The organism is Flavobacterium sp. GQ95 (assembly GCF_059758655.1).
In genome coordinates this window covers 585,655-607,271 of the sequence record NZ_JCAXEB010000002.1, presented here as the reverse complement: position 1 = coordinate 607,271, position 21,617 = coordinate 585,655, and the positions used below count along the sequence as shown (strand labels likewise).

At 34.6% G+C, this 21,617-nt stretch carries 16 protein-coding genes and 1 pseudogene; 4 read left to right on the top strand and 13 right to left on the bottom strand.

Going from position 1 to position 21,617, the window contains the following annotated elements; translation table 11 throughout:
- Positions 1 to 57: 57 nt before the first annotated feature.
- The 6 genes and pseudogenes from AC6CH4_RS07200 to AC6CH4_RS07175 form a co-directional block, all read right to left on the bottom strand.
- On the bottom strand, positions 58 to 1,389 hold the full coding sequence (locus AC6CH4_RS07200; RefSeq protein ID WP_498101550.1) for a hypothetical protein: 1,332 nt from the start codon (positions 1,387 to 1,389) through the stop codon (positions 58 to 60).
- Positions 1,386 to 2,759 (bottom strand): hypothetical protein, encoded by a 1,374-nt coding sequence (locus tag AC6CH4_RS07195; RefSeq protein WP_498101548.1) that lies wholly within the window; start codon positions 2,757 to 2,759, stop codon positions 1,386 to 1,388. Before AC6CH4_RS07195 ends, AC6CH4_RS07200 begins: the two co-directional genes overlap by 4 nt.
- A 304-nt stretch (positions 2,760 to 3,063) precedes the next feature.
- Positions 3,064 to 3,282 (bottom strand): hypothetical protein, encoded by a 219-nt coding sequence (locus tag AC6CH4_RS07190; RefSeq protein WP_498101546.1) that lies wholly within the window; start codon positions 3,280 to 3,282, stop codon positions 3,064 to 3,066.
- 99 nt (positions 3,283 to 3,381) lie between these two features.
- Positions 3,382 to 4,233: a hypothetical protein gene (locus AC6CH4_RS07185; RefSeq protein WP_498101544.1), complete on the bottom strand. Its 852-nt coding sequence runs from the start codon at positions 4,231 to 4,233 to the stop codon at positions 3,382 to 3,384.
- A 174-nt stretch (positions 4,234 to 4,407) separates the two neighbouring features.
- Positions 4,408 to 4,494 (bottom strand): annotated as a pseudogene (locus tag AC6CH4_RS07180) (DUF1826 domain-containing protein); the annotation flags it as partial.
- A gap of 666 nt (positions 4,495 to 5,160) precedes the next feature.
- On the bottom strand, positions 5,161 to 5,859 hold the full coding sequence (locus AC6CH4_RS07175) for a DUF1826 domain-containing protein (protein ID WP_498101558.1): 699 nt from the start codon (positions 5,857 to 5,859) through the stop codon (positions 5,161 to 5,163).
- 217 nt (positions 5,860 to 6,076) lie between these two features.
- Between AC6CH4_RS07175 and AC6CH4_RS07170 the strand changes: the two genes are divergently transcribed.
- Positions 6,077 to 6,367, top strand: a complete 291-nt coding sequence (locus AC6CH4_RS07170) for a hypothetical protein (protein ID WP_498101542.1) — start codon at positions 6,077 to 6,079, stop codon at positions 6,365 to 6,367.
- 119 nt (positions 6,368 to 6,486) lie between these two features.
- Entirely contained in the window at positions 6,487 to 8,739 is a 2,253-nt protein-coding gene (locus tag AC6CH4_RS07165; protein ID WP_498101540.1) for an ATP-binding cassette domain-containing protein, read from the top strand.
- Between the two features lie 52 nt (positions 8,740 to 8,791).
- Here AC6CH4_RS07165 and AC6CH4_RS07160 read toward each other — a convergent pair whose 3' ends face one another.
- Positions 8,792 to 9,298, bottom strand: coding sequence for a response regulator (locus AC6CH4_RS07160; protein ID WP_498101538.1), 507 nt, complete (start codon positions 9,296 to 9,298; stop codon positions 8,792 to 8,794).
- Positions 9,299 to 9,569: 271 nt separating this feature from the next.
- Between AC6CH4_RS07160 and AC6CH4_RS07155 the strand changes: the two genes are divergently transcribed.
- On the top strand, positions 9,570 to 11,333 hold the full coding sequence (locus tag AC6CH4_RS07155) for an Ig-like domain-containing protein (RefSeq protein WP_498101536.1): 1,764 nt from the start codon (positions 9,570 to 9,572) through the stop codon (positions 11,331 to 11,333).
- A gap of 80 nt (positions 11,334 to 11,413) precedes the next feature.
- The gene (locus AC6CH4_RS07150; protein ID WP_498101534.1) at positions 11,414 to 13,429 is read left to right on the top strand and encodes an OmpA family protein; all 2,016 of its coding nucleotides are present in this window, start codon (positions 11,414 to 11,416) and stop codon (positions 13,427 to 13,429) included.
- Positions 13,430 to 13,603: 174 nt separating this feature from the next.
- On the opposite strand, the gene AC6CH4_RS07145 is transcribed toward AC6CH4_RS07150, so the two are convergent.
- From AC6CH4_RS07145 to AC6CH4_RS07120, 6 genes are all read right to left on the bottom strand, one after another.
- On the bottom strand, positions 13,604 to 14,107 hold the full coding sequence (locus AC6CH4_RS07145; protein ID WP_498101532.1) for a PRC-barrel domain-containing protein: 504 nt from the start codon (positions 14,105 to 14,107) through the stop codon (positions 13,604 to 13,606).
- Positions 14,108 to 14,224: 117 nt separating this feature from the next.
- Positions 14,225 to 14,380, bottom strand: a complete 156-nt coding sequence (locus AC6CH4_RS07140) for a hypothetical protein (protein WP_498101530.1) — start codon at positions 14,378 to 14,380, stop codon at positions 14,225 to 14,227.
- Between the two features lie 296 nt (positions 14,381 to 14,676).
- Complete coding sequence (locus AC6CH4_RS07135; protein ID WP_498101528.1) at positions 14,677 to 15,939, bottom strand: amidohydrolase family protein; 1,263 nt, start codon at positions 15,937 to 15,939, stop codon at positions 14,677 to 14,679.
- Between the two features lie 303 nt (positions 15,940 to 16,242).
- A complete protein-coding gene (locus tag AC6CH4_RS07130; protein WP_498101526.1) occupies positions 16,243 to 17,607 on the bottom strand; it encodes an MATE family efflux transporter in 1,365 nt (454 codons plus the stop codon).
- A gap of 156 nt (positions 17,608 to 17,763) precedes the next feature.
- Positions 17,764 to 19,272, bottom strand: a complete 1,509-nt coding sequence (locus AC6CH4_RS07125) for a glycoside hydrolase family protein (RefSeq protein WP_498101524.1) — start codon at positions 19,270 to 19,272, stop codon at positions 17,764 to 17,766.
- A gap of 1 nt (position 19,273) precedes the next feature.
- A complete protein-coding gene (locus tag AC6CH4_RS07120; protein ID WP_498101522.1) occupies positions 19,274 to 21,451 on the bottom strand; it encodes an HAD-IIB family hydrolase in 2,178 nt (725 codons plus the stop codon).
- Positions 21,452 to 21,617: the final 166 nt, after the last annotated feature.

Sequence of the window (21,617 nt, the reverse complement as noted above, 5' to 3'; positions counted from 1 at the left end):
TATCTAGAGGCTTTTTATTAAATTTGTCTTATCCTGAAAAAGTTTCTATGTTAATCTTTATTGATGGGAAAACAATGCATTAAAAATTCTTGTATCTACAGTAATACCAACGAAGGTGCTCCACTGCCATGAATTCGTAAGCTTAATATCCTCCTGAGTACCTGTAAAGACATCTTCGCCAAGTTTAAAATTTTCGTCTGCAAGTGATTGAACTTTACCATAATGCCAACCAGCAGATATGCTTCCCCCTCTGGCAAATTCGAAATTTCCGCCTATAAAGAAATTTTCATCCCATTTATTAGATAATGCTACACCAAAAATAGGATTTAATCTTTCCCAAAAATCAGGTTCTTTCAAAATGTCCCTTCCCCGTGTGATATGACCGGAGCCTTTTAATTTTCCACTTATCCAATCAATTGTTGGTTTCCAGTAATAAATTACATTAAAAGTAACCATAGTCCTGTTACCGTCATTTATCGTACGTATTGTATTATTGGTTGTCCCGTTTATAGGGAAGACCTCATAATCAGGATTTGCCAATTGTGTAGATATAAAACTTGCTCCAATGCCAACATTATACAATTTATTTATTTTGGCATCCATCTGGTTTAATATAGTGTCTTCACCATCATCATCCTTTCCATAAATCTTTATAGTAGCTCTATCTGAAGTAAAGGGACCAAATATTTGGTGAACATAGCTGTACTTTTCGTCCTCTGTACCAGTACCATGCGCAGCACCTGTAGCAATGGCTTCGTGTGGTCTTATTAATAGATCAGAAGGACTATAATCACCTACTACTTCAACAGAATAATTAATTAGCTCTGTTTCCGGCACAGCCATAAAAATTTCAATATAATCGTCTGCATCAATATTAACTGGAGCAGGTCCGATGAGAGCACCATTTTGATCAAAAAAGAAATATGCTCTATTGGCTTTACGATCATAACGATAAAAATTATTAAATTGAGGAATATTTTTCTCAAAAAAAGCAGTAGCTTTAGTATTTGATCCGATTTTTACAATTGATCCACTTCCGCCACCTCCGTTCGTGTTTTTGATTTCTAGTTGGAATGATTTAACTCCATCAGCCGTTAGTATTAATTTAAAGCTTTTTGCTTTTGGTTTATTAACGTTGATATCAAACGAGCCATCAGCCTGTTTCGATGGATCGGCAATATTATCACTTTTTTTCTGGACTAAAAAATTAGTAGGGCTGCCAGCACATACAATTTTCACAGGTTTTGTGAAATCAGCTTGAACAGGTGGATTTGCTACCGTAAATACACCTCCGTTAATTTGGACATTAATTGTTGTTGTTTGTGCATTAGCTACGATAATAAATACAAACACAAATACAATTGATAAGATAAAGTTTTTTTGTTTCATATAGGTTTTAATTTAAGTTTAAGACGACTAAAAACAGTATTTATAGGGATAACAAAACTTCTTGTTCCTTCTCCGCCAACAAGTAGTCCTATCAAATAATTATATTCATCAATAACCATTGAACCTGAATCTCCAGGAAGCGAAAAAGGAAATTCATCATCAGACTTGATAAAAATCAACTTATCAAGCCTATGGTATTCCATTTCTGTAGAATCATCTTTATAATATCTAATTCTTGCCGGTACATCGATACCAATTATATATCCTGTTTTAAGTTCCTGACTAAGACCTCCAAACATTTTAACACCTGTTTTCAATTTTCTGTCATCTTTGTTAAGATCACGTATTAAATGGGGTGCTCCAATGCCACTAATTGCATCTCGTATTTCAAAACTTCCTTTAGCTTTCATTATAGCAGCATCTATCTCGTTGTCCCTAATTGCATTTACAATACTGCCACAAGGTAGATTAGATTCGTATTCCAAAATTTCCTCGTTACCGTTTGGCTTAAAATTCCAGCTATGTGAAGGAGATTTGACAACATGGTAACAAGAAATAAAATATGGCTCATTTGTATCTTTATCATATACCTTTCCTCCCATTGAACCTCGATTATTAGGATAAGGCTTTTCGTTTAAAATATTATCTGCGGGCCATATTTCACTATGCACCTTTGGGTTGAAATCATGGATAACTTTTACATCAATAAATTTTTGCTGATTGATAGAGTCCAGATAGAACATTTTTTTTGGAATCAATGTTTCTCCTTTGTAATGTTCATTAACATACACCTCAATATTCATCGGTGTCAGATCTGATTTTAATAAAACAGAAGTGACATTTTCAATTAACATGACCTGTTTCTTAAAAAGAGATGCTGCTTCCTCTATTTCAAGTTCATCATCATCATCATTTTTTGAAGGTTCTTCTATTGCTTGTTTGACTAGTGTTCCTTTTAGATCTTTTGTATAAAGCAACAAATCCAAAAGATCATGCCAAAATTTAGAGCCTAAACTTAAAAAACATCCTGTTAAAAAACATCCTGGAACTAAAGTTATCCAGCCAACAATACTACTCGCATCAAAGTTTTTCCAGCCTATACCGCACGAGGCATTATTAACATCAGAAATCATAGAAATCAAATCTGCTCTCATTAACAAACTAACAATGGTCCCTATTACGATATTAAGAAGTATTATACGCTTATTACGATCATCCTCTTCTCCGTCTTTTTTTTTATCTTTCAAATTACCTATTGCTATCCCAAGCAATTTTGATTCGGAAAATTGAAGTTTTATAAAATTCGCAATCCGTTCATTAATCATACTTAAAATAAATAATACCACTGCTAAAGAAATCATAGAATCCATGATTAAAAAATTTTTAAGTTTATGATGTACAGTAAAGCCAAAAGCAACAGAGCATTATACCTGTAGATTTACAGTTGGAAATTATTAATATTGTAATGCTTAATCATGATAATTAATAAAAGAATTTTTAAAGTGATCATATACTTCGATTGATACAAAGTATAATTTACATTTACACGGAATGTCCTTTAATTAGTATCAATACTTCAATAAAACCAACAATAGTACATAACAAATATACCTTTTTCAAATCATTAAAAACCAAGTAGTTATACCTGATTTATCAACTAAATTTTTTCATGCTTTATTCTACCGCTTGCGGAGACAAGGATAGGCGGACGATTTCACATAGAAAAAATTCAAATTGTTCCAGCATTTTTTCATCAAAATGCTTTTTGAAATACAATAAAAAGGATTTTCGTATTCTTCCTTCGTCAGGGAAGTAAGATGAAAGTGGATTTCCTTCCACAAACCCTCCCTTAAAGCTGGTTTCGAAGGATTCTATATGCTGCGGATTATCCATTTGCTTTTTTATTTAAAATTAATGTTGTAAAATTTGAAATAGTAGAAAAGAGTCTATTACTAAAAATAAATCAGCACTTAGTAAAATTTATTTGCCACTTCATATTTTCTTAATTTGTGTAACCAGGCTTAGAACTTCATCCGTAAATTGAGACAGCTCAAAATTCTGAGGATCATCATGCCCATCCTTTAGTCCCTCATCAATATTTACGTGAAAAGCTGGTACCAGCCATTCATCTTTTCTTATTCCTGCACATACATATAATAAAGCAAGTCTTTTATACTGCAAATTTGTAAATCCCGGCGTGGGAGCAACTGGAGCACTTACCTCCGTCCCCGGCGGATAAACTCTTGGCTGTAATAGTTCTACATGCAGAAATAATCCTCTGCAAGAAACACCGATATTATTTTCAAACTTTGTAGCACGCCATCCTTTTTCAAAATCGTTAAGTGTTTTTGATAATCCAGTTCTTGTTATAAGACCATGTGCAGGTTCTTTTCCTTTTGGCCAATTCCATGAGTTTAACTTGTTCTTTGACCAAGTGCTTTCATTAATATTTACAGGAAATTTATCTAGGAATGCAGGCGTACTCATATCATGAATTACAAAGTATTTCGCAAAAACCTTTTTTCCATTCAGCATAATATTTGAAATATCAAAATCTATACTGCCGCAGATTTCATTATCAGAGATAGAATGTTTTTTAAGGTAGAATCTGAGTTTTTCTTTACTTATTTCAGGCTCATTGTTAAGAAGATTAAGGAAAACTGTATCAATACTTGGTACTTTCTGTTCAATTTTTCCCCACATTTTAACGGTGCGCAGCAGTAACTTTGCCTGATCAGCTTTTGAACCTTTAAACTCCATTTTTGTTTTATCAAACTGTTTTGAAGACTGTGCTAAGCTGCTCAGTTGCATCAATAAACATACAAATAAGACTATTTTTCCCATCTTTCTTATTATTTTAGGTGAATTAAAGATTAAACAACGTTTTACAGCTATAACATAAATAAAAATTAAAATAACTGTGTGAATTTATTAATAAACCTATAATAATAAAACAGTATAAATACCTGTTTTTTAATAAATAAAAATTAAAGGGTTTTTATTTATTTTTCCATTTCCCTAACAAATCAACAACAACCGATATTCTCCTTCCCTTTCTATTGGTGCTCTATGAATACAAGGAAGCAATTGTTGTTTTGGATGATCCTTACTGTATTGAATAATTAATTCGGTCGTCTTTTCAATCGGACAATTTAACTGACTCTTATAATTCTCGATTCAGGAAAATCGATATCAAGATACTTCCTTATAATACCAGTAATTTCTTTAAATCTTGCATAAAATGGCTTGTAAATTGTTCAGTAACGGTCACCAAAAAATTCCATTTCTTTAGAAATGGAATTTTTTCATGCCTTTTTCTTACTATTTAACCAAGTAAGAACTAAGCAACAATAATCCTATAAATGACGTATTTTGTGCTATATATTTTTTACCAATACTAAATTATTTTTGTAAAAAATGAAATATCAAAAATCTTCTTTGTATTAATTTATAAATAACAATAGTAGGTTACAAACTTTCAGTCAAAATAAATAATCTCAAAAACAAAAATGAATTATGTGCCCTAATATTGAACCTTCAGAAATATCTAGCTTACAAACATCCCAAATCTCACTTTGCATTTCTTTAGAGGAGCCATGGCTACTTGCTATAGCCGGGTTATTATTAGGAATTTATAAAATCCATGATTTCAATAAGAATAAGAAATAATCCTCAACATAAGTCGATTACATTTAAAAAAAAATATCGGTTTATACATTATATGTTTTTCATACATGATGTATATTTTCTTTAATTACTAAATATAACAGCTTAACAAATCAACAACAACCGATACTCCCCCTCCTTTTCTACTGGTGCTCTATGAATACAAGGCAGTACTTGTTGTTTTGGATGATCTACGGCCAGCCGCCAAAGATGCCCTACCCCTAAATTAACAGGTTCTGCATCTGCATGTACCTGATAATGCAAATCAAAGTAATTCTCCTTCAAAAAGTCTTCGAATTCTTCCGCTGGCCCATCATACAGCTCTTTTAGCTTTGTTCGAATTTCCGGAATCAGAATTTTTTGCTCTGCCTGCGAATTAGAAACAATATCACTCGCCGCGCCGTGATAAGTACATAAAAAAGTATCTGTTGCAATGGGCGAACGATCCACATGAAACGAATACACATCAGTCGATATGAAATCAAATTCATCATCGCGTTCATAACACTTCAATAAATTAAGAGAAGGCGAAGCTCCAAAATCAGTTAATAATTGTAAATCATTTAAGATTATTTCCCTTGCTATACTTCCCTTTTCTGACAGTTGGAGTGCTATTAGATCTTCAGGATAAACTTCCGTTATATTTTCTTTTAAACATAACTGGGCTACAATCTCGTTAAAATCGCCATCCAGATTTCTGTACCAGCATAGCGCATTCGTTTCTCCTTTGAAATTGGTATGTACAAGCTCAGGGAAAGTAGATACTATTCCAATTTGGCTACTGTCAGAAAATGTATTGTTCATAGTATAATAGTAAGAAGCTAGTTGCTTCATGCATTGCAAAATTATGTAATAGTCGTCAGTTTCGGCATTTTTATCGGTATAAACTTTAAAATTAGTATATCATGTAAAAATGAAAATTCAACAAATTTTGCCTGTAATCATATAAAAGCCACAGCCTCTAATAATTGTATTTTTAATTTATTGAATTTGCCTTTTTAATAACTTAAATTAAAAATATATGACATTCCAAAACTACTTTTACAGACCTGATGAATCTGGCGATTTGACCTCTTATGAAGAACATCTGCTATTAAACTATGATGATTATCTTGAAGACCGTTCAGTAAATCCATTATCAGCAAAAAACCACTACAGCTTAGAATTTGGAGAATTAGAAGAGGACCTTGAGGATGATTTTGAGTCAGAGTACGACGAAAATGACTGGGAAGAAGAGGATTCCTCTGAAAACTTTGAAGGAGAATATGATAAGAATGAAGAAGATCCCGGGACATTTCTAATGAGAAGCTAAGTAATTATTGGTTCTTTTAAACCCAACTGAGATTTGCCGGCGTTTACAATAGCAAGACTTTTATTTTAGAAACGGCTTAGTCTTAAAAAATAGGATTTAGTCTTTTAAAGTAATAATCTATGGAAAGTATTGTAATAACAAATGCACGGCAAAATAATCTTAAGAACGTATCATTAAATATCCCTAAACATAAAATTACCGTCTTTACAGGCGTTTCGGGTTCAGGAAAATCATCGCTGGTTTTTGAAACAATAGGAGCCGAAGCCCAACGACAGATTAATGAAACACAAAATAGTTTTATACGCAACAGATTACAGCATTTTGGAATTCCCGATGTCGATAAGATAGAAAACCTGAATGTCCCCATTATCATTAACCAAAAAAGATTGGGCGGAAATGCACGATCTACAGTTGGTACAGCAACGGACATATATGCGTCGTTACGGCTTCTTTTTTCGCGCATTGGCGAACCTTTTGTTGGTTATTCGAATGTTTTTTCATTCAATAATCCGCAGGGAATGTGTACAAATTGCGGAGGTTTAGGCTTTATCCAAAGTGTAAACATCAATGTACTGATCGATAAAAATAAATCATTAAATGAAGGTGCTGTTAAATTTCCAACGTTTCAACCGGGCGGCTGGCGCTTAACCAGATATACGTTATCAGGCTATTTTGATAATGATAAAAAACTGAAAGATTACACTGCCCAGGAATGGGAAACCTTACTTTATGCAACAGAACACAAACCGAAAAAACCAAGTAAGGAATGGGGAAAAACGGTAAGTTATGAGGGCGTGGTTCCCCGAATTGAAAAAGCATTTTTAAAAAAGGATTCAAAAGAGAATCTAACCAGAAAAAAAGATCTTCAGGAGATTATTACAACCAAAGTCTGTCCGGCGTGTAATGGAAAAAGATTAAATAATAAAATCCTGTCCTGCCAGATAAATGATAAAAATATTGCGGACTGCACAGCGCTTTCGGTTGATGAACTTCTTGATTTTATTCGCCGGATAAAAACTAAATCGTATGAAGTCATATTAAATGAGCTTACAAAAAAATTAGAAAACATCATAAACATCGGGTTGCAATATTTAACCTTAGACAGACGAACCGACACGCTTTCGGGAGGGGAATCACAACGCATAAAAATGGTTAGAAACCTGGGCAACAGCCTGGTCGATTTACTTTATGTTTTTGATGAGCCCAGTATTGGACTTCATCCAAGAGATTTACAAAATATTTCTTCGATTATTCAGCAAATCAGGGATAAAGGAAACACTGTTTTAATAGTAGAGCATGATCCTGATTTAATTAAGATTGGAGATTGGGTAATTGATATGGGACCCGGATCCGGAAAAAATGGTGGAGAAATCGTTTTTGAAGGCACATTTGAAGATCTCAAAAAATCAAAAGGAAAAACAGGATTGTATTTCGCCGAAATACCTTTGATGAACCATAATCCAAAAATTGCCGAGGAATATTTGGAAATTAAGAATGCTACTCTGCATAATCTTAATAATGTTAGTGTTAAAATTCCAAAACAGGTAATGACAGTAGTAACAGGAATCGCAGGTTCAGGAAAAAGTACATTAATTACTAAAGTACTTCCGGATTTATATAAAAATGTAACTGTAATAGACCAATCTTTATTTACAGCAAGTTTCAGATCAAATTTACTAACTTATCTGGGTCTGTCTGATACAGTACGACGATTGTTTGCAAAAGCTAATAAAGTTTCGGATAAATTATTTAGCAGTAATAGTGAAGGTGGCTGCAAAAATTGTAAAGGATCTGGAATTGAGAGAATTGATTTAGCTTTTATGGATGATATCGAACAAGTGTGCGAAGTTTGCAATGGCTCCGGATTTAAACCGGAAGTGCTGCAATATCGTTATAATAAAAAAAATATTGTTGCTGTAATGAATATGACTATTACAGAAGCGTATTCCTTCTTTAATGATGAAATATTCACTGAACACTTCAATGTTTTAATCGAACTTGGCTTAGACTATTTAACCTTAGGTCAACGATTGAGCAGTTTTTCCGGTGGTGAGAGGCAAAGGTTAAAACTAACTAAAGAGCTAAATAATGCAAATAAAGTTCTCATTTTAGACGAACCCACTACAGGATTGCATCCAAGTGATACACAAAAGCTGCTTTTATTTTGCAACAAATTACTCCAAAAAAACAATACCTTAATTATAGTTGAACATAATCTGGATGTTATTGCTCAGGCAGACTGGATTATTGACATTGGACTCGGTGCGGGAAAATATGGGGGAAACGTTATTTTTGAAGGAACAGTCAAAAAACTCCTGGAAAACCAAAAATCCTATACTGCTCAACACGCTAAAAAGCATTTGAAATTATGAAAAGGGCATTTGCGCATTTTTCATAAGGAATACTTTAGAGAGTGGGGATTATTTAATCCTCACGGGATATATTCTTTTCAGAAACAAAAAATACATTTTTAACCGGATTCATTAAAGCTTTTGTCCAGTGCAGAAAGAATACTTTTTTCAGAATGAGAATAAAGCCTGTAAAAGAATTTGGTTTTTGTATATAGAGATTTGCTCCCTTATTAAAAGTGTCTTCAATATCTTTAGGATGATTAGAAGTAGAGAGCATAACTGCAGGAATCTCCTTAAGTTCCTGATCGCTCTTTATTTCTTCTAGTGCCTCCTTGCCTCCTTTAATCGGCATATTGATATCTATAAAAATAATATCAGGTTTTGGTTCCGACTCATCTTTCAAGGTGTTAACCAATTCCTCCCCGTTTTCTACCGTAATAATCTCAGAAGGAACTTTTGTTGCATTAACAGCTTCCAGAAATAATTCCTGATCATCTTTATCATCCTCAGCCAATATAATTTTTACCGGCTCTTCATTTACGTCTTTAGTATTTACTACTGATTTTTCAGAACTTATCATATTGAAATGGTTTTACAAACACCAAAAGTACTATATAAATACCTAATAAAATTTCCACAAATCAATAATCTTAAAAGCATTAACAAATTTAGCATTAACCCAGCGTATTTTTCTTTTATTTTCTAGTCTTAAATATATACTTCACTTCCTGAATTTTTCTTTAAAAATAGTGTTAATCATACAACTCTTAGTCAGAATTGTATAATGTTTAACTACCATTTGACATCACCTTTACTCCAGTCAAATAATCTAATTTCTTAAACAAAATAAAATGAAAATTAAAATTTTACTATTAACATTTGCTATAATATGCATTACATTTATTACCGGATGCGAAAATGATGATTTCGAAGAAGTCGTAGGAGTATGCCCTGTAGTCGAGTCTACAACTCCTTTGAGTAATGCTTTAAATGTTCCATTGGGACAGGTTGTTACTGCAACATTTAACGAAGAAATGGATCCGGGTTCTATTACTTCAACTTCGTTTATTGTGGCAGGAACGACTCCGATTGCAGGAACGGTAACCTATTCCGGAAGAACGGCATCATTTACACCAGCAGTTTTACTTGCGGAGAATACTACTTATACGGCCAAAATTACAACAAAAGCCAAAGACGTATTGGGTAATTTTTTACAGCTTGAATATGTATGGGTATTTTCGACCGGGACACTTTTAAGACCTGTAGTTATTACTGCAGATCCTATTAATAATGCCGTTTCAGTGCCCTTAAATAAAACAATTTCGGCAACATTCAATATGGCTATGAATCCGGCCACATTAAACAACACCACTTTTAAAGTAAATCAGGGAACTAATGCTGTAGCGGGATCCATTTCTTATACAGGATCAACGGTATCTTTTATACCTGCCAGTCCCTTATTACCTAATAAAATTTACACTGTTACTATAACTACAGGTGCAAAAAACTCACTGGATACTGCAATGGCAGCAGATTATACCTGGAATTTTACGACAGATATGATACCAGCAGTAACTGCAACAGATCCTTTGAATAATGCTGTTAATGTTGCTTTAAATCAAACTGTAACTGCTGATTTTAGTACTATTATGGATGTTGCTTCCATCAATGCTGCCACATTTACGCTTAAACAGGGTGCCACAACAATTCCTGGTACTGTTTCTTATTCTGGTACTACAGCGTCGTTTAAACCGACAAATTCACTTGTATTAGGAAAAATCTACACAGCCACCATTACAAATGGGGCTAAAAGTGCAGCCGGAACTCCATTGGCTGGTGACTATGTCTGGAACTTTACAACTTCGCTTTTGCCTCCTGTACCTTTAGTAATAGATCTTGGTAGTGCTGCTATGTTTGGAGCTTTTGGTGGTAACGCCGGAATTACAAATCAGGGATTAAATACAGTAATAAATAATGGAAGTCTTGGAACGACAGCAGCATCGACTCTGATTACAGGTTTTCATGATGGTCTTGTCATTTATACCGAGACTCCTCTAAATGTTGGAAATGTTACTGGTGATATATTTACAGCACCTCCTGTTCCAGGAACAGCTACATCGTTAGCAATTGCTCAAAAAGGATTACTGGATGCAAATGCGGCCTATTTAAGTATTTCGCCGGCAGCAAAACCGGGTGGTTCAGATCCTAACGCTGGAGAATTAGGCGGATTGACTTTAGCTCCGGGTGTTTATAAGTCAGCAAGTGGTACTTTCAAAATCAGCAATGGCAACCTGACACTTGATGCACAGGGTGACCCAAATGCGACCTGGATTTTTCAAACCGCATCAGGACTTACAGTTGGAATTGCTGGACCTACAGGTGCCAAAAGTGTAATAATGATAAATGGCGGATTGCCTAAAAATGTTTTTTGGTATGTTGGTAGTGCTGCTACTATAAACAGTGCCGGCGGTGGAACGATGGTAGGAACTATTATTGCAAATTCCGGAGTTACTTTTTCTACTGCAGGAAATGCAAATCAAACAGTGCTTAACGGAAGAGCTATCTCTTTAGTAGCATCTGTCACCATGGTAAACACCACTATTAATGTCCCATAAATAAAATATTTTAAAATAGTAAATCCCGTCCTAAGACGGGATTTTTTTCTCTATAAAAACAATCACCTAAACAAACGTAAATGAAAACTAACATTAGTTTTAAAACAAATACATACATAATTAAATTCTTGGATAAAAGGCTATTAAATAGATTTTTACTTTTTACTTTATTATGCTTCAGTGCTCAGACAACGCTTCAGGCACAAGAAATATATTACACAAAACCTTCCTGGTTCTTTGGTGTTGCGGGTGCCACAAATTATAATTTTTACCGCGGTTCAACTCATCAGCTTAATTCGAATTTGACTCCTCCTGTTACTTTCCATAATGGTGAAGGTGCAGGACTTTATTTAGCACCACTTGTAGAATTTCATAAGCCCGATACCCGATTGGGATTCATGTTCCAGGCAGGTTATGACAGTAGAAAAGGCTCTTTCGATCAGAAAGTTACTCCTTGTAACTGCCCTGCAGATTTATCTACCAAACTTAGTTATATTACTATAGAACCAAGCATTCGTTTTGCTCCTTTTAAATCTAATTTTTATTTGTATGGAGGACCGCGTTTGGCTTTCAATTTAGACAAATCATTTAAATATTCATTAGGAACTAATCCTGATTATCCACAACAAGAGGCCACTCCTGCTGTAAGAGGTGACTTCGATGCAATGAAAGAAACGCTTATTTCGATGCAGATTGGAGCAGGTTACGATATTCCGTTATCTTCACAAAATCATAAAACACAATTTATTTTGTCTCCTTTTGTGAATTTTCAACCCTATTTTGGACAACATCCCCGCACAACCGAAACCTGGAACAACACTACCCTTAGAGTAGGTATGGCACTTAAGTTTGGACAAGGAAATGCACTGGATACTTCTCCAATAGCTGCATCTAAGGTACAGTTCTCTGTAAATGCTCCTAAAAATATTCCCGGAGAGCGTAACGTTCGAGAGACATTTCCTTTGCGTAATTATGTTTTCTATGATCTTGAATCCAATAAAATACCAGGTCGCTACAAATTATTAAAAAGAGAAGATGTAAAAGATTTTAATGAAGCCCAGATTGGAATTACAGCCATTGTAAATCCATCTGGTCGTTCTGCACGACAAATGGCGGTTTATTATAACGTTATTAATATTCTTGGATATCGAATGGTGAAAAATCCCGGAGCAAATGTTACACTTGTTGGTTCTTCAGAAAAAGGAACCGAGGATGGCACTGAGATGGCCGAATCTATAAAGACTTATTTAGTATCTGTATTTGAAATAAATGCATCAAGAATAACGACCAAAGGACAGTTAAAACCTTCCATTCCATCTGAACAGCCTGGAGCAACAAAAGAATTGGTGCTGCTTCGCGAAGGAGACCGCAGGGTTTCTATCGAAAGTAATTCTCCTGATTTATTGATGGAATTTCAAGCGGGTCCAGATGCTCCGTTAAAACCATTAGAAATTGTTACAGTTCAGGAAGCGCCTATTGACAGTTATGTTACTATCGATGCTACTGGTGCCGGACAGGCATACTCGTCATGGTCTTTAGAAACTACGGATCCAGATGGGAAAGTAAAAGTTTTTGGTCCTTATACTCAGGAAAAAGTAAGTATTCCTGGTAAAAGCATTATGGGAACTCGTTCTGAGGGTGATTATAAAGTAAAAATGATTGGAAAAACCAAAAGTGGAAGTATTGAAGAAAAAGTTACTACTACTCACATGGTGTTGTGGACACCATCTAAAACAGACGAAGGTCTTAGATATAGCATTCTTTTTGAATTTAATAAATCAAAGGCAATTGCGATGTATGAGAAATATTTGACAGAAGTTGTTACACCTAGAATACCTAAAAACGCTGCTGTTATCATTCATGGCCATACTGATATTATTGGTGAAGAGTCTTATAATTTGAATTTATCTTTAGACAGAGCCAATGAAGTGAAGGGCATTATAGAGAAGGCATTGTCAGATTCTGGCAGAAAAGATGTAAAATTTGAAGTACATGGTTTTGGTGAAGACGAAAGTATGTCTGCATTTGAAAATAAACTTCCAGAAGAACGTTTTTACAACCGTACTGTTATAATTGATATTATTCCAGCTAAATAAATTTATAGAATAAACTTAAAAAGGATACCAATTTCTTCAATCCAGAAGAAATTGGTATGAAATTTATTTCTCTGAGACTACCAAATAAAAAGCTCCAAATCAATGATTTGGAGCTTTTTATTTGGTATTTTCTATAATGAGCATCCATGTATAAATAAATGCTATTTGTATTCTTTAGTGGTTGTCAAATTCCCTGCGGTTGTAAAAAGCGTCATCATTACTATCATAGTTAGGATCATTTTCAGGATAATAGGACTTCATTACTCTTCTTTCATAGTCTCTGTCAAAATTATGCTGCCTGTTGTATCTGCTTGTATTTCTAAATGTATCATATCCTATACTATTAGCCATAACAATTTTCGTATCTTTATTTATGTTTACAGATCCAATTGGTATGATAATGTGGCTGTCTCCTTCTTTATAGATAAACTCCTTTCCATTGTCGTTTGCTATAACGTCATGCACTTCATTACGTTCATCTAGTAGTCCTTTATCTAATTTCACATCCAGATAGACCACACGCTTCATATCTTTATTAACCCAGAGATTATCAATTTTGCCTATTGTACGGTTGTCAGCGTCTACTATCTTCCATCCTCTTACATCAGAATAATTTGAGGCAATTTTATAATCAGATAGTTCGTCTAGTCTGTATAAGTTTTTGTCTTTATTTTCCATAATTTTTTATAAATAATATTATATACTGTTTTTCTCCCGGGTTATAACTTCAGGAAACTAAATTTTTCCTTAAAACGCTAAAGAACAATATTGTCCCACTGTTTTCCGGTTATTTTCCTATTGTGTACTTGTAGTGTTTTCGATTTCTACGCTGTTTTCACTGTTAGCTTCATGATCTATTACAAAGATGTAGTATATAAGTGCTCCGATTATAAGCAATGCTACAATCCATGGCCATACAGGTTTCTTTTTCTCAATTTTAATTTCTGCCATAACTTCTTTTTTTTGATTATAAAATAGTTTTAAAATACTATTTAAAGATACAAATGACAAGAGAGTAAGAAGTATTTAATTTCAGCAGGATGTTACAGAATTCCCAGTAGATTTGATTTTAGGAAATTATGTTATAATTATAGAATTTCAATTCAATGAACTAAAAATCTGTCCTATACTATTTGAATTTTAAACTAACGTTTTTTAAGAAAGGGTTTTGATCTTTATAAACTAAAATAGGCATTTAAGTCCAGTCAAAGAACTTAAAAGAGCTACGTTATAATCATTTATTCATTCTATTTTATAAATATCATTTCACCATTCCTAATCGTGTATTTTACATCCGCCAAAGCTCTGATGTCTAGTTCCGGATTCCCCTTAAAAACTACCATATCTGCAGTCATGCCAACAGCAAGTCTGCCATATTGCTTTGAAAAACCGTATTTTCCTGAGGGTGTTGTAGTAAGCATTGCCAGAATCTGTCGGAAATTAAGTCCTGCCTTCTGCAAATAAACATACTCATCGGTAGGATCAAAATCATCCATGAAGCCAATATCAGTTCCAAATAAAAGATTTCCTCCTGCTTCATTAAAATCTTTTACTTGTCCAATAGCAATGGAAACAAAATCTTCAATCTGTTTCGGAGATTGATTATTGTTAAGTAAACTCCATTTCCAAAGTTTTAATGTTGGAATTAAATATAGATTCTTTTTAACCATTTGTTGAATCATTTGACTATCCCAAGCCTGCCCACCGTCAGGGGTGGTGTGTGCCAGTATATCGATACCCGATTTTAATGAAACTAAAATCCCGTCATTTATAGAAGGATGTGCAAAAACGAGTTTGCCTTTTTTGTGGGCAGTATTGATAACAGCTTTCGCTATTTCTATAGGCATCATCTTTTCGGCTCTACCCGGTCCCATAGGAGATCCGGCAAATATTTTTATTCCATCTAAGCCCGCAGCAATATTTTGGTTGACGATTTTTGTAGCGACATCTACGGAAGTCAACTCTGGCAATTTTATATTCATTGCTTTCACATAGAAAGGAGTGCCATCCTCAGCCGTAAGTGGAAGGCCTGTAGTCAGGATGAGAGGACTTCGGATAGAACCGTTGTTAATTCGTTGTCGTATGTTATTTGTATTCTCTGGAAATGAACCTATATCGAAGGCATAAGTAAAACCATATTTGATTAAAAATTGTTCAAGGTAGGTGGATAATTCACTATTACTTAAATTTTGTGCATTGGCAATTTTGGGATCGGTGAAATGGACGTGACTATTCCAGAATCCTGCTGTAATTGTTAAGCCTTTGCAATCAATCAGTTTAGCTTTCTCTGGTAGTTTTACTTCGTTCTTTTTACCTATTGCAATTATTTTATCATCCTTAGTAAGCACGGTTCCTTCAAGAATCGCCGGATCTGTTGGGGAAACATATATAGTGGCATTTATGAACGCCAAAGTACTTTTATTTTGTTTGGTTTCTTGTCCATTAGCAACAGTACAGTGTAAACCTGCAGCAATAAAAAAGGTCAAAAAAGTGTGAACGATGTTATTCATATATATAGTGAATTAGTTAGTTTGATTCTGGTCTAAATATTATTCCCTGAAAGGCCGTTCTATAATTAAACAATAGCATTACATTCATTTTCATCATAATTTTTTTTAGATCTAAAATCTAAAAATTTGCATCTTCATTGCTATTTATTAAAAGGAAATGTAAATGATTAGTATCAAAGACTGCGAATTTTTCTGATTGTTACAATTGGGTTAAAATCAATAAGGGATTTTCATTAACTAAAATAAAAAAAAGCAGCAAGAATACCTGAGTATTTTTGCTGCTTTTTTCTTAAGCTTTTATAACTATGAATTACTGTTCTTCAGCTTTAATTTCATAACATATTTAAACCTCAAATAAAGTAAAACAGATGATGTTATCAAGCCTAAAGTTAAACCATACCAAATTCCCTGAATCCCAATATTGAAATAAATACCTAAAACATAGCAAGACGGCAGACCAATAATCCAGTAAGCCACAAAGGTTATGAAAGTTGGAATATTGACATCACCCATTCCCCTCAGGGTTCCGAGCCCTACAACCTGCGTACCATCAAATAGTTGAAATATTGCGGCAATTAGCAATAATTGTGCGGCTATCGCTACCACATTAACATCACTAGTTATTAAGTACGGTAAATATTGATTGAAAAGTGTAAAAATAACAGCGAAGAAAAGCATGAAAATAATCACCAAATGATAAGAAGCATGAGCAAATTTTTCAAGTCTGATATAATTTTGATTTCCGAAACTATTTCCAATTTTAATGGTTGCTGCAGAGGCAATTCCTCCCGCCATCATGTAAGTCATTGCCGCGAGGGTTATAGCAGTCTGATGAGCAGCTTGCTCTGTTGCCCCTAATTGACCTGCAATTAAAGCTGCAGCTGCAAATGCGCCTATTTCGAATACATATTGCATCGCAACCGGCAGACCAATTTTTACTACCGCCAGGATTTTTGGAAGATTGATATACTTTACTGAAAAATGCTCCAGATAATTTTTGAATTTATCTGATCGGAATACATACCAGGCCATTACTACCATCATTAAAACCCTATCTGCTAAAGTTGCGATTCCTACTCCTTTAACACCCATTGGGGCGATGCCAAACATTCCTTTCACCAGAATCACGGCAATCACTACGTTAATCAAATTTCCCCAAATTGTAATGTTCATGGCTTGTTTTGTAAACCCCAGCCCTTCTGCAAATTGCTTAAATGTCTGAAAAATCATTAAAGGAAAAATGGACAAACTTAAAATAAGAAGATAAGGTTTTGCTGTTTCTACAACCTTAGGATCCTGGTCGGCATGCTGCATGGCAAACATGGAGCCGAAATAGACAACCATAAAAAGCAATATTGCAGCTATAATATTAAGCCATAAACTATTGGAAAGAAGTTTGGCACATTCTTTAAAGTTAGACCTTCCATTTTCTTGCGCTATCAAAGGTGTCAACCCGTATGCAATTCCCAATCCAATAACCAAAACAACCATAAAAACAGAATGAACTAGCGAAACCGCGGCGAGCGAAATGGTTCCTGCATAATGCCCGATCACAATTGTGTCGGCAGTCTGAACCAAAGTGTGACCCAACTGTGAAATTACAACAGGTCCTGCGAGCGCAATTGTACTTTGATAATAAACTTTATTTGATTTGTATTTTTTGAGCATAATAATTTTTTAATATTCTTGACAGTCGAATGTGTCTAAATCACTATTATTGTGAGTTTAATTCTCTTCTTGTCCTTCCTTTCGGCCTGCCATCAAATTCCATCCAAAAATAATCATTATTAAACTATCAGCATAAAATATACAATTCTTATTCCTTTAGTGCGTTTTTTTGAGGTACTCTTCAAATGCCTTATCCGGATCTGCTGTTGCATATTCATTTTCGGGTTCCGGAATTACGTGAATTTTTGAGTCTCGTAAAGATACAATGGCAGAACACACATATACTCCAATTTTTCCATCACTGTATTTGAAATCCAATAAGGTTAATTTTACTACTTCGTTGATAGAAAGTTCATAATAATTGCCATGACGAATTATTTTAAAATAAATCTCTTTAGTGTCTACAATTTCAAATTGATTGGCCTGAATATTTTCAAAAATAAAATTGTTCTTCACATCTTTTTCATTAAATCCCCATGCCCTGAATTGAACATATCCATTTACAAAATCAATTGATATATAATAAGCCGTTCCTTCCTCATCGCATTCAATTACAAATCCTGTTTTTCCCATTCCTTCAACCGCCAGCGTTCCTTCCCAGACAAAATCATTAGAAGGCTTTTCAAAACAAAAAACTTCATAACCGCTTCTGCATCCAAAGCGCCATTTATTTTCATGCTCCAAAACAAAATTTGCCGAAGGATTACATAAAATAGGTAACGGAATTGGTAAATCTTTCTGAAGAATAGTGCGCTGATAAATACTTTCCCAACGATGATAGGTCTTTAACAAAAGCCTGCCGCTGCTATCGACATCAAGCTGTTTTGGAGGCGGAATAACACGATGTGTATTAACATTTCTGCCCACAAAATAAAAATTGTAAATCAGGTAATAATCACCCTCTTTTACTATTCTTGCAGCATAATTTCCCTGGGGCATTAAAACATTATTATGAAAAGCGTGGTATTCGCCCTTAAAATCAGGAGAAAACCAATATCTCACTTTGATATCCTCCCGAATGGAACCCAGCAAATAATGCATTCCTTTTATTTCGACCACGCAAGGACATTCAACATCGTCATATACGTAAGGCACGTGCAAAGGTTTTTGAAGTACAAAACCATTTTCACCTCTTTTGGCAACGCCAATACAGCCTCTTCTATAAATGGGACCAATGGCGCTTCGGGCACAAATCAATAAATAATCTTCTCCTTCAAAATGGTATTTGTACGGATCCCTGAAACTAATCCATTCACGGGGATTATTGGCAGAACTTTCATAATAAGGCGCCTGACTTTTTAAGGGAAGCCCGTACTCATTTTCTTTTGTCCAATGAATCAGGTCTGGCGAAACCGCCCTTCCTACTTTTTGCATTATTCCTTTATCCCTGCGTTTGAGGCCGGTATAATACATCTCGTACCCTTCTCCGTCGGAGTTCTTACTAACATGCATGGTCCATAACATATCATCATCCCATTCGCCGGGGTCTCCTACAAACAAAGCATTTTTTACTCTTTTCCAGGAAAGACCGTCCCGTGAGACTGCATGTGCAATATAATCGTGATTGGGAATAATTAAATGAAATAAATGATGCACGCCGTTTTCATCAATAAAAACATCAACATCGCCTATTTCCCAACTGCTAAAACCTGATCCTGAATACATATTATTTAATTATTTTATAATGTTTTAATCCTTCTAAAATACCCAAAGAAGCGGCACTTTTTGCCACAAAAATACTTTTACCCGTTTGATAATGATTTAATTCTACGCTTCGGTTTCCTACAATAATTCCCTTAATGGCACCTCTGAACATATCAATATCATTACCTGAATCGCCCGCTGCAATTACATTGGATAATGGAATTGACCATTTGCGGCATAAAAATTTAATTGCATTTCCTTTTGAAGCCCTTTTGGGAATAAAATCCAGAAATTGTCCGTGACTCGGAATAATATTGATCTTATACCATCCTTTGCCTAAAACGGCAACCAATTCGTCATAATTATATTTTTCCTGATCATAATAATAAGAGATTTTAAACGGATTTTGAGCTTCGTCTTCCTGCAGTCTTATCCACGGAATAGCTTTTAAACGGCTTTCTACATCCTCTCTTTTCCATCGTCCTGACAAAAATACAGACCATCCTTTGTCTAAAATATAATCTATGCCGTTTGTATAATAAATTTCGGTCCCGACCGAGCAAATAATAAAATCAGGTACAGGAAACTGCTCTTCTTCAATAACCTTTTTTACCAGTCTCAGGTTTCTTCCTGACGCCATGGCAAAGGCCATTTTTTCAGTACGATTGACTAAATGTGCTTTTAACTCTTTTAATCCCGGATTGTTTAGTTTAGGTTCTATTAATGTTCCGTCAATATCTGAAACCAATAAATTTTCGACTTTTCTTTTTAATCGCGAAATATTAATGTTTGGATAATGCTGGTTTTTGATACCCGCTCCGGAAGAAAGCGACAAATTCTCATTAATCAGATCGACATACTGATTGACATGACTTAACCAGCTGTAATGTTTTTGAATATTGATAGCGCCGTTATTCGAATAATATTTCCATTGATTTTCATCGGTTAATATCGTTCGTAAAGCCTTCTTGATTTCATTTACATCCAGAGGATCTACTAAAATTCCGTTCTGGCAGGTGGGAATAATTTCTGATGGCCCCCCATTTTTGGTTACCACAACCGGTAAACCGGAACTGGCAGATTCTATCACGGTTAAACCGAAATTTTCATGTAAGGTCAAATTTACAAAAACACCTCTTTTCTCGGCTGCGTAACGATAAATAATCGAAACCTCATTTTCTACGTCGTGCTTTTTGGGAATAGCCATTTTTCCGTACAAATCATACTTATCCATAGATAAAAGCAAATCTGTCAGTACCTCTTTTTCAGATTCCGGCATTCTTGTAATGTCTTTTCGGATTCCTGCAAAAATAACCAGATTAGCCATGCTTTGAAGCTCCTTGTCTTTACCGTAAACATCGATAAGCGTATGCAGATTTTTATGACGATCAGGCCTCGAAAGCGCCAATATAAAAGGCTTATGCGGATTGGTTAAAAATTTAGAAATGGTTTCGGCTACCCAGTATTTCCTTTGTTCCTCTTCCATCTGTTTCACCGGGTCCTGTTCAAGATGATAGTAAGGAACAAATTTTCGGGTGTCAATACCAGGCGAAATAGCATGGTATTTTCCTAATCCAAAGTTTTTATATGGTTTATAAGTTTCTATTTCCTGCTCTGTCGAAGTAACAATAAATTCTGATAATTCAAGTGTTTTTTCTTCAGCGGCAATTCTGGCTGTAAACTTAAATTTCTTCTCCAGTTCTTCTTCCGTAATACCGCTTTCCAGCAGTTTTTTCTTTTTATGAAACCCCAGGGAATGTCCGGTATGGGCAAACGGAATATTTAAAATTGTCGATAATTCACTGGCCACATATCCTGCATCACCGTAGTGAGAGTGAATCCAATTGGGGAATATATCATAAAACTTAATGTGCTGCACTACTCCTGTTACAAAAGTGTCCAAACCTTCCCATAATTGTTCTTTAGGTTTGTATTTCCTGCCTAAAAAAGGGATTCTTCTTATATCTAATTTTTCATTGACAGCTTCAACCGGCACTGCATATTCTGGAGAAAGATTGGGATCATCAATTAGTCTTGTAAATAAATCAACGTGTTCTACTGCATCATGCTGAGATAAAAATTCAGCAAGTTCAAAAACATATTTAGTCTGTCCTCCATTATCTGCATCCCGACCAATCTCAAGCCCTGAACCTTTCAAAAGTCCGTGAATGTTGATTAATGAAATTCGTAATTTTGCCATCTTTTTTCTTTATTGATTATAATTTTTAAGATACAAAAAAATAAAGCAAATCAGCCTAAAAATAAAAAAAAACGTATTTAAAAGCTGCCAAAATATGAAAAAATAGGACAAAATTAATACTTTAAGTTTTATGGTAAAATCATCACATAAGAGTTCTTCAAAAACT

Excerpts from the sequence above, each read along its gene's own strand:
- AC6CH4_RS07200 (WP_498101550.1), bottom strand. The coding sequence starts at position 1,389 with ATGAAACAAAAAAACTTTATCTTATCAATTGTATTTGTGTTTGTATTT.
- AC6CH4_RS07195 (WP_498101548.1), bottom strand. The coding sequence starts at position 2,759 with ATGGATTCTATGATTTCTTTAGCAGTGGTATTATTTATTTTAAGTATG.
- AC6CH4_RS07190 (WP_498101546.1), bottom strand. The coding sequence starts at position 3,282 with ATGGATAATCCGCAGCATATAGAATCCTTCGAAACCAGCTTTAAGGGA.
- AC6CH4_RS07185 (WP_498101544.1), bottom strand. The coding sequence starts at position 4,233 with ATGGGAAAAATAGTCTTATTTGTATGTTTATTGATGCAACTGAGCAGC.
- AC6CH4_RS07175 (WP_498101558.1), bottom strand. The coding sequence starts at position 5,859 with ATGAACAATACATTTTCTGACAGTAGCCAAATTGGAATAGTATCTACT.
- AC6CH4_RS07170 (WP_498101542.1), top strand. The coding sequence starts at position 6,077 with ATGACATTCCAAAACTACTTTTACAGACCTGATGAATCTGGCGATTTG.
- AC6CH4_RS07165 (WP_498101540.1), top strand. The coding sequence starts at position 6,487 with ATGGAAAGTATTGTAATAACAAATGCACGGCAAAATAATCTTAAGAAC.
- AC6CH4_RS07160 (WP_498101538.1), bottom strand. The coding sequence starts at position 9,298 with ATGATAAGTTCTGAAAAATCAGTAGTAAATACTAAAGACGTAAATGAA.
- AC6CH4_RS07155 (WP_498101536.1), top strand. The coding sequence starts at position 9,570 with ATGAAAATTAAAATTTTACTATTAACATTTGCTATAATATGCATTACA.
- AC6CH4_RS07150 (WP_498101534.1), top strand. The coding sequence starts at position 11,414 with ATGAAAACTAACATTAGTTTTAAAACAAATACATACATAATTAAATTC.
- AC6CH4_RS07145 (WP_498101532.1), bottom strand. The coding sequence starts at position 14,107 with ATGGAAAATAAAGACAAAAACTTATACAGACTAGACGAACTATCTGAT.
- AC6CH4_RS07140 (WP_498101530.1), bottom strand. The coding sequence starts at position 14,380 with ATGGCAGAAATTAAAATTGAGAAAAAGAAACCTGTATGGCCATGGATT.
- AC6CH4_RS07135 (WP_498101528.1), bottom strand. The coding sequence starts at position 15,939 with ATGAATAACATCGTTCACACTTTTTTGACCTTTTTTATTGCTGCAGGT.
- AC6CH4_RS07130 (WP_498101526.1), bottom strand. The coding sequence starts at position 17,607 with ATGCTCAAAAAATACAAATCAAATAAAGTTTATTATCAAAGTACAATT.
- AC6CH4_RS07125 (WP_498101524.1), bottom strand. The coding sequence starts at position 19,272 with ATGTATTCAGGATCAGGTTTTAGCAGTTGGGAAATAGGCGATGTTGAT.
- AC6CH4_RS07120 (WP_498101522.1), bottom strand. The coding sequence starts at position 21,451 with ATGGCAAAATTACGAATTTCATTAATCAACATTCACGGACTTTTGAAA.